This window comes from Acinetobacter piscicola (assembly GCF_015218165.1).
GTDB classification, from domain to species: domain Bacteria; phylum Pseudomonadota; class Gammaproteobacteria; order Pseudomonadales; family Moraxellaceae; genus Acinetobacter; species Acinetobacter piscicola_A.
The window spans coordinates 2,220,017-2,234,717 of the sequence record NZ_CP048659.1 but is presented as its reverse complement, the minus strand read 5'-3'; the positions used below and the strand labels follow the sequence as shown (position 1 = coordinate 2,234,717).

11 protein-coding genes are annotated in these 14,701 nt (G+C 39.1%); all 11 read left to right on the top strand.

Annotated features, from left to right (window positions below; translation table 11 throughout):
* Window positions 1–56: 56 nt before the first annotated feature.
* Window positions 57–794 (top strand): UTRA domain-containing protein, encoded by a 738-nt coding sequence (locus G0028_RS10910; protein ID WP_373687887.1) that lies wholly within the window; start codon window positions 57–59, stop codon window positions 792–794.
* Window positions 795–944: 150 nt separating this feature from the next.
* The gene (locus tag G0028_RS10905; RefSeq protein WP_373687888.1) at window positions 945–1,940 is read left to right on the top strand and encodes a putative 2-aminoethylphosphonate ABC transporter substrate-binding protein; all 996 of its coding nucleotides are present in this window, start codon (window positions 945–947) and stop codon (window positions 1,938–1,940) included.
* A 44-nt stretch (window positions 1,941–1,984) separates the two neighbouring features.
* Entirely contained in the window at window positions 1,985–3,196 is a 1,212-nt protein-coding gene (locus G0028_RS10900) for an ABC transporter ATP-binding protein (RefSeq protein WP_180046132.1), read from the top strand.
* Window positions 3,190–4,902: a putative 2-aminoethylphosphonate ABC transporter permease subunit gene (locus tag G0028_RS10895; protein WP_180046134.1), complete on the top strand. Its 1,713-nt coding sequence runs from the start codon at window positions 3,190–3,192 to the stop codon at window positions 4,900–4,902. Before G0028_RS10900 ends, G0028_RS10895 begins: the two co-directional genes overlap by 7 nt.
* A 123-nt stretch (window positions 4,903–5,025) precedes the next feature.
* Window positions 5,026–6,180: a TIGR03364 family FAD-dependent oxidoreductase gene (locus tag G0028_RS10890; RefSeq protein ID WP_180046136.1), complete on the top strand. Its 1,155-nt coding sequence runs from the start codon at window positions 5,026–5,028 to the stop codon at window positions 6,178–6,180.
* Between the two features lie 56 nt (window positions 6,181–6,236).
* Window positions 6,237–7,349: a 2-aminoethylphosphonate--pyruvate transaminase gene (gene phnW, locus G0028_RS10885; RefSeq protein ID WP_180046138.1), complete on the top strand. Its 1,113-nt coding sequence runs from the start codon at window positions 6,237–6,239 to the stop codon at window positions 7,347–7,349.
* Window positions 7,350–7,406: 57 nt separating this feature from the next.
* The gene (gene phnX, locus G0028_RS10880; protein ID WP_180046140.1) at window positions 7,407–8,222 is read left to right on the top strand and encodes a phosphonoacetaldehyde hydrolase; all 816 of its coding nucleotides are present in this window, start codon (window positions 7,407–7,409) and stop codon (window positions 8,220–8,222) included.
* Window positions 8,223–8,428: 206 nt separating this feature from the next.
* A complete protein-coding gene (locus G0028_RS10875; protein ID WP_180046142.1) occupies window positions 8,429–8,836 on the top strand; it encodes a cation efflux protein, CzcI-like in 408 nt (135 codons plus the stop codon).
* Between the two features lie 50 nt (window positions 8,837–8,886).
* Complete coding sequence (locus G0028_RS10870) at window positions 8,887–10,245, top strand: TolC family protein (RefSeq protein WP_180046144.1); 1,359 nt, start codon at window positions 8,887–8,889, stop codon at window positions 10,243–10,245.
* A 1-nt stretch (window position 10,246) separates the two neighbouring features.
* Window positions 10,247–11,527, top strand: coding sequence for an efflux RND transporter periplasmic adaptor subunit (locus G0028_RS10865; RefSeq protein ID WP_180046146.1), 1,281 nt, complete (start codon window positions 10,247–10,249; stop codon window positions 11,525–11,527).
* Window positions 11,517–14,675 (top strand): efflux RND transporter permease subunit, encoded by a 3,159-nt coding sequence (locus tag G0028_RS10860; RefSeq protein ID WP_180046149.1) that lies wholly within the window; start codon window positions 11,517–11,519, stop codon window positions 14,673–14,675. The genes G0028_RS10865 and G0028_RS10860 overlap by 11 nt, the downstream gene beginning before the upstream one ends.
* Window positions 14,676–14,701 lie beyond the last annotated feature (26 nt).

Sequence of the window (14,701 nt, the reverse complement as noted above, 5' to 3'; positions counted from 1 at the left end):
ATTTCATCGCTTGGACATGATATTTGAGTATATTAGAAGAAATTTTCAAAAAATAAATGTTTATGTCTGTTCGTGAAAACACTGCTGCACGTATTCCTAAGTACATTGCCATTCGAGATGCAATTGCCCATGAAATTGAGTCTGGGCAATTAACTGCTAATACTAAACTCACTTCTGAGCGTGCGCTTTCTGAACAGTTTGTAACGACACGTGTTGCAGTTCGGGAAGCACTTTTAGCTTTAGAAATGGATGGTTTAATTTATCGTTTAGACCGCCGTGGTTGGTTTGTACGTGCACCACGAATTATTTATCGTCCACAATCGACTAAAAGTTTTAACCAATATGTGACAGAGCAAGGCGGCATACCAAGTACTGAGTTGATTTCAGCAGAGTTATTACCAGCAACACAGTGGGATGCAACCCATTTGGATATCGCAGTTGGTGATGAGATCTATTCCATTTGGCGTCGACGTAGTATCAATGGTCGTCCTGTTGTTGTTGAGCATTTGCGTGTAAATGCGCGTTTATTTCCTGATTTTTTAACACAATCATTAGAAGATTCAATCACCATCTTGATGGCTGAACATTATCAGCGTCAATTAACACGTGCGCATATTAACCTATATCCAACCGCATTTTCAGAGCAGCAAGCAAAAGCTTTGCATGTCAATGTCGGCAGTATGGGCTTATATATTTGCCGTACCAATTGTGATCAAAATGGTGTAATTACGGATGTCGATCAAGAATATTGGTTACATGATGTGCTTGATTTGCATTTTGAAGCATCAGAATAATATATAAAATAATTAATCTGGTTTAAACCAGATTAATTAAACTGTCATAAACTTTTGTTGAAATACGTATTATCAAGAAGCAGCATTCGTTAGGAATGTCACATGATTCAGTATTTCAAACAGCATCAAAAAAACTTTTTTAGCTTAACGATGAGTCTTACAGCAGCGTGTTTGTCGGTTGCTTGTACTACCTCATCAAGCTCAAATGAGGTTGAGCAAATTACCGTTTATACCGCAGTGGAAGCGGATCAGCTTAAGCGTTATCAATGGGAATTACGCAAGGCACATCCCGAATTAAAAGTAAAATGGGTGCGCGATTCTACAGGTGTTATTACGGCTAAATTATTAGCTGAACAAAAAAATCCACAAGCTGATGTGGTCATGGGTTTGGCATTGACCAGTTTATTGGTTATGGAAAAAAATGACTTATTACAGCCTTATCGCCCTAAAAATGTCGAACAATTAAAAACAGATTTTTATAGCCAAAAAGAGATTCCAACATGGACAGGAATGACAGCTTGGGAGTCGGCAGTATGTGTCAATACCGTTGAGCTTGCCAAGAAAAAATTACCGATTCCATATACATGGCAAGATTTAACCAAACCGATCTATAAAGGTTTAATCGTCATGCCAAATCCTGCATCAAGTGGGACAGGTTATTTAGATGTAACTGCATGGATGCAAATTTTCGGTGAAAAACAAGCGTGGCACTATATGCAAGCGCTCGATAAAAATATTTCCCAATATGTACATTCAGGCTCTAAGCCTTGCAAGATGGCTGCACAAGGTGAAACGGTCATCGGTATTTCGTTTGGCTATCCCGGTTTTAAACTCAAATCTCGTGGAGCACCCTTAGAAATTGTCTATCCAAAGGAGGGTTTAGGTTGGGAAATGGAAGCTTCAGCGATTGTGAAAGGGACGAAAAACCGTAGCAGTGCAGAAAAATTTATGGATTGGACAGTGAGCCAAGCAGCAAATGAAGCCTATGCACAAAATTTCTCCATGGTTGCACATCAAAATGTGCACAGTCAAAACCAAGATTTCCCTAAAAATCTTGCTCAGCAGTTGGTGAAAAATGATTTTTATTGGGCAGCTGAGCAACGTGAATCCATTCTAAAACAATGGTCAGCACAATTTGAAAAGTAATTGAACCATTGATACAAAATAAGGTCTTCAGTCTTAGGTGCAATATGCAAATCCCATCGCATTTACAAAAGAGTCAAACAGGGCATGTTATGCCAAACACAGCAGGACATCTGCTTGCAACGCTTAGAACATTTAAAATGACAGAATCAAAAACAGTGCTTGAAGCGGTTGATATTCAAAAATCTTTTGGGAAAACCAGAGTTTTAGAACATATTAATTTAGATTTAAAAGCAGGTGAATTTGTTAGTTTTTTAGGACCTTCGGGCTGTGGGAAAACCACATTATTACGCATTATTGCGGGGCTAGAACAGCCTGATTATGGAAAAGTCATTAAGCAAAAGATTGATATTACTCATTTTAATACGGCAAAACGTAAATGTGGTATTGTTTTTCAAAATTATGCGTTATTTCCAAACTTAACAGTCACGGAAAATATTGCATTTGGTTTGCATAAAAAACAATGGTCTAAACCGCAAATTCAGGCAAGGATCACTGAAATGCTCGATTTGATTGAGTTACCAAACATTGCTGAGAAGTATCCCAATCAATTGTCAGGTGGGCAGCAACAGCGTGTTGCTTTAGCACGCGCGATTGCACCAAAACCTGATTTGTTATTGTTGGATGAGCCTTTGTCTGCTTTGGATGCCTTGGTACGTTTAAACTTACGTCAAAAAATTCGAAATATTCAACGGTGGTTGAATCTACCTGCCATTATGGTTACGCATGATCAAGAGGAAGCTTTGAGTATTTCTGACCGTGTCGCAGTGATGAATAAAGGTGTGATTGAACAACTGGATACACCACATAATATTTATTACAAACCACAAACGCGTTTCGTGGCGCAGTTTATTGGCAGTATGAATTTTATGCAGGCGGTAGCAGTAGATGCACATTGTTTAAAAATTGCAGCGCAAGATGTACTGGAGTTTCCACATTTAACATGTGCTCAAGGTGAACATTTTGAAATTGCATTTCGACCTGAAAATATAACGTTATTTACACAGCACGATCTTACTGATTTGCAGCAGCAAGCGACAGGTTTAAAATTGCCCATTCGTATATTAAATATGGAGTTTTTAGGGGCAAAGCGTCGTTTATTTTGTGAGTTAAAAAACCAAAATTTACAAGAAAAAGCGACTGTCATTCAGGTCGATATTGATCATCAGCACATGGCAGCGATCGCAGATGATATGTATTTATATGTGCCTATGCATGCTTTACATGTGTTTGATTCACGAGGGCATGCAAGATGTTAAATCAATCTGCGGCAGACGCTTTGTTAAAAAGTCAGACAGCACAGCGTTCTCGTTATTCTTTGCGTTCAAGTCTGGTGCTGGCGGTTGCTGTTATTTTATTGACTTTAAGTTTAATTGCACCGTTATTCATGCTGATGCAAAGCGCATTTTTAAATGAACAACGACAATTTGTCGGCTTAGAAAATTTTATTCAATATTTTGCCAATCCTGCCTTAATGTCATCCATTTTTAATTCAATATGGGTGTCCTTGACGGCGATGTTGATCGCAGTCAGCTTGGCAAGTGTTTATGCTTTTGCACTGACCAATTGTAATATTCGCGGCAAAGCTTTTTTTAAAACCGTGGCATTTTTACCGATCCTTGCACCCTCTATTTTACCCTCTTTGGCATTGGTGTATTTATTTGGGCAACAAGGTGTTTTGAAAGGTATTTTAGGTGATGTCGAAATTTATGGTCCGCTTGGTATTTTAATCAGCTATTGCTTTTGGTTATTTCCAGCCATGGTCATGTTAATGATGGGCGCATTTCGTAATATTGATCAGCGTTTAATTGAGGCATCGCATTCTTTAGGCAAAAATACGTGGCAAACGCATAGGGCAGTGACTTTACCTGCGATCCGTTATGGTTTGGTCAGTGCCTGTTTGGTGGCATTTACTTATGTCATTACCGATTTTGGTATTCCTAAAGTCATTGGTGGCTCATTTAATATGATGGCTTTGGATGTTTATAAACAGATCATTGGTCAACAAAATATGAATATGGGCGCAGTGATTTCAATTTTATTGTTATGTCCTGCGGTGTTGGCATTTATTTTTGATCGTTACCAAAGTCGCCGTCAAGAACGTTATCAAAATTTTCAAATCCAACCTTATCGTATGCACAGTCATCCTACACTTGAAAAAGCTTTAATGGTGTTTTGTAGTTTGATTTCTGGCGGCATTGTACTGATTATTGTGACCGCAGTTTTGGCATCTTTTATTCGCTATTGGCCATATGATTTGTCTTTAACACTCAGTCATTACCGTTTTGATTATGTTGATGGCGGTGGTTGGGCGAGTTATTTTAATTCGATTAAATTGGCATTGTTAAGCACTGTAGTCGGGACGATTTTAATCTTCATCATTGCTCTGTTTACGGAGCGTTTTAAAAGTCATCCGATGTTAAAAAATTATGTACAAATATTGGTGCTATTGCCTTTGGCTGTACCTGGTTTGGTACTCGGAATTGCCTATATCTTATTTTTTAATACACCTGAAAACCCATTGTCATGGCTATATGGCAGCATGATGTTATTGGTGATTTCAACCATTATTCATTATTACACTGTGCCACATTTGACTTTGAGTAATGCCATTAAACAAATTCCGACACAGCTTGATCATGCTGCAAAAAGCTTGGGGACTTCACATTGGAAAATGTTTCATAAAGTGTATTTACCACTTACTTTTCCTGCTTTATGTGATGTATCGGTGTATTTATTTGTCAATGCTATGACCACTGTTTCCGCAGCAATTTTTCTGTACTCGCCTGATACCAACTTGGCTTCAGTGGCGGTGCTGAATATGGATGATGCGGGTGATACCGTGGCAGCGGTTGCGATGAGTATTTTGATTTTACTTACATCATGTGCTGTTAAGTTGGTGCATTGGTTATTCACTCGAAAAATGATGGCGTCAACTCAGCGATGGCGTGAACAAAGCCACTGATCATAGACTGATCATTCAACATTAACTCTTAAATTTTTTAAACCATTTGCAATGAATTAAACGCTTGTTTTTAGGCGCTTGGGATTTTGCGTCCTGAAAAAAGTAAATAAGGTGAAAAGTAGCATGAATACAGCACAATTTGACTTAATTATTGTCGGTGCAGGCATTTTAGGATTATCAGCTGCAATTCAAGCAGCAGAGCAAGGACTAAAAGTACAAGTCTTTGAAAAAGATGCACAACCCGTTGGCGCAACACGGCGTAACTTTGGCATGGTGGGGACATCAACACTGAGCCGCCCAGATGCAAAATGGCGTGAATATGCTTTAGCAACTCGTGAATTTTATCAACGGATTCAGGCACAAACCGATATTTCATTTCAACAACGTGATGGTTTATATGTGGCAAATACGGAACTAGAATGGCAAGTTTTAAACGAGTTTGCACAGGCAGCACCAAATTATCAGATTCCTGTGACCTTATTATCTAAACAGCAACTGTTTGATCAATATCTTTATTTAAATCCTGAAACAACGCTACGTGGTGGCATGCTATTTCATGAGGATTATTCAGTTGAACCACATTTGGTCGGGCTATGTTTATTGCAATATGCAGAAAAGCTTGGGGTACACATTCAGTGCAATGCTTGCGTGGTACAGACGCAGTCGAGTCAAGGTAGAGCGCACATTCGTTTGGCAACAGGGCAAACATTCACAGCAAATAAAGTTTTAATCTGTCATGGTGAAGTGACTCAATTACTTTATCCCGATCTATTACAACAAAAAGGGTTATTGCGTTGTACTTTGCAAATGGCGATGACGAAACCCTTAAAAGTCACTTTGAATGCTTCAATTTATTCAGGTTTATCAATCTCTCGTTATCCTGCTTTTGAAATTTGCCCAAGTCATCAAGAGTTAAAAACTCAATCACAAACAGGCTTAGTCGAAAAATACGGTATTCATATTTTGATCAAGCAAAATCAATTTGGACAACTCATTTTGGGCGATAGCCATGAATATTACTCGATTGATGAAACGCCACAATTTAATCAACGCGAAGAAATTAACCAATTTATTTTGCAATATTGTAAAGAAAATATTGGCTTAGAACTGCCTGAAATTGAGTCACGTTGGAATGGTTATTATCTCACGCATCCTACTGAATTGGCATGTGTGACAGAGGCTGAACCAAATATTTTCTTGGTGAGTGCGATTGCAGGTAAGGGTATGACCACAGGTGCAGGATTTATGAAAGAAATGTTAGAAAATCATGTTTTGTAATCTGGTTTAAACCAGATTGTATTATACTGTATTCAATTGAACAAAGGTTAAGCAAAATGAACGCACATATTGAGTTGGAAAATAAATATTTATTATTAACACCAGGACCATTGTCGACATCTGCAAGTGTTCGCCGTGTCATGCAGCGAGATTGGTGTACATGGGACAAAGAATATAACGCATTGGTGCAAGACATTCGTCACCGTTTGGTGACGTTGGCAACACAACATACTGAAAAATATAGTGCAGTATTGATGCAAGGCAGTGGCAGTTTTTCAGTTGAAGCGGTTTTAGGTTCCGCTATTCCACACAATGGCAAAATTTTAATTCTCAATAACGGTGCTTATGGCGCACGTATGGTGCAAATGGCGCGTTGTTTAAACATTGATGTGGTGGAATTGGCATATGCTGAAACACAAATGCCAAATTTAGCAGACATTGAAAAAGCACTCGAAGATGACAGCATCACACATGTGTCGTGTGTGCATTGTGAAACCACGACAGGTTTACTTAACCCGATTCAAGAGATTGGTAAAATTGTCAAAGCGAAAAATAAAGTGTGGATCGTAGATGCGATGAGTTCATTCGGTGGCGTGCCGATGGATATTGCAGATTTAGAGATCGACTTTTTAATTTCCAGTGCCAACAAGTGTATTCAAGGTGTACCAGGATTTGGTTTTATTATTGCAAAAAATGAACAATTACAATCATGTAAAGGCTTGGCGCGTTCAGTCAGTTTAGACTTATATGATCAATGGAACACCATGCAACAGCATGATGGAAAATGGCGCTTTACATCACCTACACATGTGGTACGTGCATTTTATCAAGCACTTTTAGAACTTGAACAAGAAGGTGGTGTGGCTGCACGTTATCAACGTTACACAAATAATCAACAGCGCTTGGCCGCAGGCATGCAGGCATTGGGCTTTGAATTGGTCTTAGATTCAAACCAACCTCAATCACCGATTATCACCACATTTTTATATCCAAATGAAGCAGATTTTAGCTTTCAAGCCTTGTATGAAAATCTGAAACAAGCAGGGTTTGTAATCTATCCAGGTAAAGTCACCGATTTAAATTGTTTCCGTATTGGCAATATTGGTGAGGTTTATCTAGATGATATTGAAAGACTTTTAAATGCAGTTGAGCAATATCGTCAGGCTTAATTTTATTTTTTACTTATTTATTGATCAATTTAAGACATAAACTTTTAGGACAAACTTATGAACACTTCAAATTCATTATTACAAGCCGTTGTTTTTGATTGGGCAGGTACAACGGTAGATTTCGGATCACGCGCACCAATTTTGGCATTTATGGCATTATTTGCAGACAATAAAGTTGAAATTTCAATTGAAGAAGCACGTGCGCCCATGGGTTTAGAAAAACGTGATCATATTGCTGCTGTGTTAAAAATGCCACGTGTTGCAGACGCATGGCAACAGGCACATGGCACAGAAGTGACAGTGGCGGATATCGACCGTTTATATCAAGACTTTATTCCATACCAATTAAAAACCATTCCACAATGTTCACAATTGATTCCGGGTGCATTGGAAGCATTTGCAGATATTCGTGCACGTGGTGCAAAAATTGGCAGTAACACAGGTTATGCGTCGATGATGATTGGTCAGTTAGTCCAAGATGCTGCTGATCAAGGTTATGTACCTGACTGTATTATTACTGCAAGTGATGTGAAGCATGGTCGTCCATATCCTGAAATGCTCTGGAAAAACCTTATTGAACTTGATGTTTCTGATATTAAAACAGTCATGAAAGTTGATGATACCGTGGTGGGGATTGAAGAAGGCTTAAATGCTGGTTGCTGGACAGTCGGCTTGGCAGTCAGTGGCAATGAAGTCGGTTTAAGTTTTGATGAGTGGTCAGCGCTTTCTAGCGCTGAACAAGCAAACTTAAAAGAAAAAGCCTATGCAAAAATGAATGCTTCAGGTGCGCATTATATCATTGATAGTATTGCTGATCTGCCTGCGGTATTAGAGGCAATTGAGCAGCGCCTAGCAAATGGTGAAAAGCCTTAATGCAGTTTTTGTATAAAAAATACCAGTCTTGATGGCTGGTATTTTTTGTAAAGATTTAGATTGATAAAATATCTCTCATCATGAAGTCTTTGAATAGATGTAAAGTGTTCATTTGTATTTAAAGGTGAGCTAATTTCACGTTTGTAATTTTATAACAAAGCAAATTTCGCTATGCTATAGCGGTTTATAGGTACATTGATCTAAAAATGTTGAAACGAAGTGGTTGGATTACATTGCTCTTTGCTTTGCTGACGTTCCAAAGTCTTTGGAATGTTGCGGCGGCATTTTGCGTGCATGAAGAAACCACATTCAGCCAGAGTTCAACGCAACATTTTGGTCATCATCAAATGACTCAGTCTTGTCAAAGTGAATTTAAAATCTCACATGCACCTAGTCATCTTTCCAGTGATTTTTCATTTTTAGAGGATGATCATCAAGATCATTTACCCTCATTTAATGCCCTGATTTTGGTCGAAGAACAAGACCATTTTATATTTTCAAATCGTCAAATCATTGCATTAGTCAATGCATTGCCTTGGTATAATTTTTATCAATCGCCTGATCTGACATTAAATAACCCGCCTCCAATTTTAGCCCCACTACAGGTGGGGTAGTCGCAAACAGCCCACCACTTTTCTTTATTTTTTAAAAGTGGGGCATGTTCATGTCAAAAAAATATTTTCAACAACAATCACATGTTGTTGCACAGCAATGCTTTAGGCTTAAATATATTGCTTGTAGTGTCGCTTTATTTACACTCGGCTCGTGGGTCAATGCGGCACCAATTTCATTGGAGCAAGCACTTGAAAAGACACAGGCTTATCAAGCATCACAGCATATTTGGACGATACAAAACAATATTGATACTGCCAATGTGAAGCAAAGTCAGTTATGGAAAAACCCTGAGCTGAGTATAGAACAAACAGGTTTTGATTCTCATCAAGAACAAGAGTTATCCATTGGTATTTCACAAGAACTGGATGTGTTTGGTGTCAGAAAAGCCAATCGTCAACTGGCGGTATTGGCACAAGATCAAAGTGCATTACAGCAGCAGATTTATCAGGCACAACTCGAACTCGCAGTAAAATATCTATGGTCACAATTGGCGATTGCTGAGTTAGAAAAGCAGATTACACAAGCTCAATTGAGTGTCAGTGAGGCAAATGTCAATGCGATTCAAAAAAGGTTTCAAGCAGGCAGTGTCGCAGAAGTTGATTTAAAGCGTGCAAAACTCAGCCATAGTGAAAATATGCGTTTATTTAAACAAGCGGATTTACAAGTTCAATTGGCACAGCAACAACTGTCCAGTGTGTGGGGCGACTCAGATAAAACATTAAGTGTGACAATGCGTCCATCATTGTTGTGGCCGAGTGCTAGTCATGACAATGTGCAGCGTTATTTGACAGAAAATTATATTGAAAAGTCTCGTCAATTACAGCTAAAAATCTCCAATGCGCAAATAGCACAAAGTAAGGCAGTCAGTCGTCCAAATCCCACAGTCAGTTTTGGTGTGAATCGTAGTAAATCACCCGAAAACTCAACTGAAAACCAAATGATGTTAGGGCTAAGTCTGCCACTTAATATTTTTGATCGTCAACAATATCGCGTGCAGGTTCAACAACAAAAACAAGAGGCGCTTACCCAACAACAGTCTTTTTATACACAGCAAAATGCTTTACGCATTGGGACTTTATTGACCGAATTACAAGGTTTAGAAGTGCAGTTTAAAGAGATTGAACACACTCAACTTGTGCTTGCCACTGAAGTACAGCAAAAAACTCTACTTGGATTTAGTGCAGGAAAATTTGCTTTAACAGATGTACAGCAAGCGACTTTGCAACTGCAAGAGATTCGTCAACGTAAAGTTGAATTGTTAAAACGCGCATGGCAAAACGCGATCACAGCTGAAAGCTTAAGTCTTGGTTTAGAACCCAGTGCTGTCATGTCAAATGATGGCTTAGCTGGAATCAATCAAAGTCTTTGGGACAATATTCAGTCATTGCCAACGGTAGGGGGAAACTAAAATGATCAAACAAAAATTAGATTTAAATACACAATCAGGAAAAGTTTCTCAGTCTATTTTGATCCTCATTGCGGTCATCAGTACTGCAATTTTAGCCGCAGCATTGATTTGGTGGACGAAAGATCAAGCCAAAACAGATGAACATGGGCATGGTACAGAAGAATCACATGCGGAGGAAAAAGAACATGAAGAAGGTGAAGAAGGGCATGAACATGATGAAGGTGAAGATACAGAACAAGGACATGCTGAAAGTATTGCTTTAACCGCACAACAGTTGGTTGAACAAGGTATTCAGTTAGCTAAAGTTGAACAAGGCAGTGTAATGAAGTTGGCAACTTATCCTGCAAAATTGAAGGTGAATACCGACCAGCAAGCCCATGTTTCACCTAATTTTAGTGGTCATGTTGAGGCAGTTTATGTGCAGTTGGGACAATCTGTTCAGAAAGGGCAAGTGTTGGCAACTTTACTTGTTCCCGATTTGGTCGACCAACAAGCTAACTTAAAATTAGAGCAAGCCAATTTACAACTAGCAAAACAAGATTATGAGCGTGAACGTCAACTTTGGCAGCAAGGTATTTCTGCTCAACAAGATTATCAACGTGCATATAACGCCTATCAACAAGCACAAATTCAAGTACAAGCAGCTCAATCTCGTTTAAGTGCTTTTGGTGCGGCGAGTTCCAGTCGTGGGCAATATCAGCTTAAAGCACCTATTTCAGGTGTGATCAGTAAAAAAGATTTGGTCGTAGGTGAAAATGTGCAACTTGCAGATCAGCTTTTTGTGATTGATCAGTTGAATCAATTATGGCTTGAATTTATTGTGCCGCATGCCGATGTACAACATTTTAGTCCAAACCGAAAAATTAACTTTAAATCATTACAGTCAGGCAATCATTTTCAAGCAGAAGTGCAAAGTTTAAATACTGAAGCAGATGCACAAACAGGACGTTTACAAGTCAGAGCTAAAGTCTTGTCACAGTCGGCAGAGTTGAAGCCAAATTTAATGGTCAATATTTTATTAGAACAAGGCACGACACAAGGCATTCGTATCCAAAAAAGTGCAATACAGCAAGTTGACGGACAAGGTGTTGTATTTATTGCGAAAAATCATGATCAAAAAATCGAGTTTAGCGCCCAGCCTGTACAATTAAATACTGAAATTGATGATCCTGAATGGGTCAGTGTAATTTCTGGCGTTAATGTCGGACAGCAATACGCAGCGCAAGGGAGTTTCTTACTAAAATCAGAATTAGAAAAAGGAGAGGCGACCCATGAACACTAACTCGCCTCAAAACGAACATCATTTACCCAAGCCCGAAGGCTGGTTTGACCGTATTATTCAGTTTTCTATTCAAAATGCGATTTGGGTCATGCTCTTTGTGGTGGCGTGGATGGGTGTAGGAATTTATAGCTATCAAAAATTACCCATCGATGCTGTTCCTGATATTACCAATACGCAAGTGCAAATTAATACCCAAGCCAATGGTTTTACGGCTTTAGAAACTGAGCAACGCATTACCTATCCGATTGAAAATGCGATGTTAGGTTTGCCAAAACTCGAACAAACACGTTCGATTTCACGTTATGGTCTATCGCAAGTCACCATTATTTTTGAAGATGGAACCGATATTTACTGGGCACGGCAGTTGATTAATCAACGTTTACAAGAAGCTGCAAGTGAAATTCCAGTTGGTATTCAGCCCACGATGTCCCCGATTTCTACAGGCTTAGGTGAAATTTATCAATGGGTGATTAAAGCTGAGCCAAATGCAAAAAAACCAGATGGAACGCCCTATAGCGCAATGGATTTACGCGAAATCCAAGACTGGGTAGTACGTCCACAGTTACAGCGAGTTGCTGGCGTTGCTGAGGTTAATAGTATTGGTGGCTTTAATAAAACCTTTGTTGTAACCCCTGATTTAACACGTTTGCAGCAATTACAAATTCCATTAAGTGATTTGCAAACAGCTTTAACTGAAAATAATGAAAACCGTGGTGCAGGTTATATTGAAAAAAATGGGCAACAACTCACTGTTCGTGTACCGGGAACACTTAATAGCCTAAGTGATATTGAGAATATCAGTATCACCAATAAAAATGGTTACCCAATTCGTGTTGCAGATATTGCGACAGTTTCTGTTGGGCACGACTTACGCACAGGTGCAGCAACCTATAATGGCGAAGAAGCTGTACTTGGAATCGCCATGATGATGATGGGAGAAAATAGTCGAACTGTTGCCCAAGCGATTGATGCGAAAGTACAAAGTATTCAAAGCAGTTTACCCAAAGGTGTGATCATCGAAACGGTTTATGATCGTACTCATTTGGTTGATCGTGCCATTAAAACTGTACAAAAAAATTTGGTTGAAGGTGCAATCTTAGTCATCATCATTTTGTTCTTATTTTTGGGAAATATTCGTGCAGCTTTAATCACTGCGTGTGTTATTCCTTTATCCATGTTGTTTACCTTGTCAGGCATGGCAGAACAAAAAATTAGTGCCAACTTAATGAGTTTAGGGGCATTGGATTTCGGGATTATTGTGGATGGTGCGGTGGTCATCGTCGAAAACTGTATTCGACGCCTTGCTGAAGCACAAAAACATCGAGGGCGTTTATTGACACGTTCCGAACGTTTTACTGAGGTTTTTTTAGCAGCGAAACAGGCACGACGTCCTTTAATTTTTGGTCAATTGATTATTCTCGTTGTGTATTTACCGATCTTTGCTTTGTCTGGGGTTGAGGCAAAACTCTTTCATCCGATGGCAATGACGGTGGTTTTAGCCTTACTTGGTGCAATGATTTTATCCGTCACTTTTGTTCCTGCGGCTGTGGCATTATTTGTCAATGGTGCTGTAAAAGAAACTGAAAGTCGTTGGATGCATGGTTTAAAAACACGCTATGAAAAAATGTTGGATTGGGCGTACGAATTTCGAGGTTTTGTTTTAACAGTTGCATTATGTATTTTAGTTTTAACGGGAGTTTTAGCCACAAAAATTGGAAGCGAGTTTGCACCACAACTGAGTGAGGGAGATTTTGCAGTACAACAAATGCGCTCACCAAGTACAGGGCTAGAGCAGTCCTTACGGATGCAAGAAAATACAGAAAAATTATTGTTAAAAAAATTCCCTGAAATAAAAGCAATTTTTGCCCGAACAGGAACAGCAGAAGTTGCAACGGATGTCATGCCACCCAATATTTCTGATGCTGTTCTATTATTAAAGCCACGTGATCAATGGTCAAATCCAAAAGAAAGCATTGATGAATTACGTCAACGTATGATTGCATTTTTGGACACTTTACCTGGAAATAACAGTGAGTTTTCACAGCCGATTGAGCTACGTTTTAATGAACTGATTTCAGGTGTACGTAGTGATGTCGGAATCAAAATTTTTGGTGATGATATAGAAGTTTTGAACCAAGAAGCCAATCGTATTGCACAAAAAGTTCGGGCTATTTCAGGGGCAACAGCCGTCAATGTTGAACAAACCAGTGGGCTGCCTTTATTAAATATTGATATTGATCATACCAAAGCAGCACAATATGGTTTATCTGTAAAATCTATTCAAGACTTAGTGGCGATGAGTATGGGTGGACAAAGTGTGGGCATGATTTTAGAAGGAGACAAACGCTTTGATTTTGTAGTGCGTTTAGATGAAGCACAACGCACACCTGAGCAATTGGCACAACTTCCAATTCAACTACCCAATGGTGGTTTGATCCAACTGCAAGATGTCGCAAAAGTTGAAAATATTTTAGGCATCAACCAAGTCAGTCGTGAAAATGCCAAACGTCGAGTGGTGGTGACTGCCAATGTAGAAGGGCGTGATTTAGGTTCCTTTGTCAAAGAATTACAGAGTACTTTAGCCAAAGATACTTTACCTAGTGGTTACTGGTTAGATTATGGCGGTCAATTTGAAAATCTGATGTCAGCAAAAGCACGTATGCAATGGGTTGTACCTTTGGCTTTGATCACGATTTTTATTTTATTAATGGCTGTATTCCACAGTATAAAAGAAAGTCTTTTAGTGTTTTCAGGTGTGCCATTTGCATTATGCGGTGGGCTTGTTGCACTTTGGCTCAGAGATATTCCATTATCAATGTCGGCAGGGATTGGTTTTATTGCTTTATCGGGTGTAGCTGTGTTAAATGGTTTGGTAATGTTGACGTTTATTAAAGAATTACGTCAACAGTTTGATATTCATCATGCCACATGGCAAGGTGCAGTGATGCGTTTACGCCCTGTATTGATGACGGCTTGTGTCGCAGCTTTAGGTTTTGTGCCGATGGCATTGGCAACGGGTACAGGTGCCGAAGTACAACGTCCATTGGCAACTGTCGTGATTGGTGGAATATTGTCATCTACAGTATTAACTTTAGTGCTTTTACCTGTGCTTTATCGTTGGATCAATGAAAGAAAAGTAATGAGATAAGGTTTTGAAATATTTGAAAAGAGCAT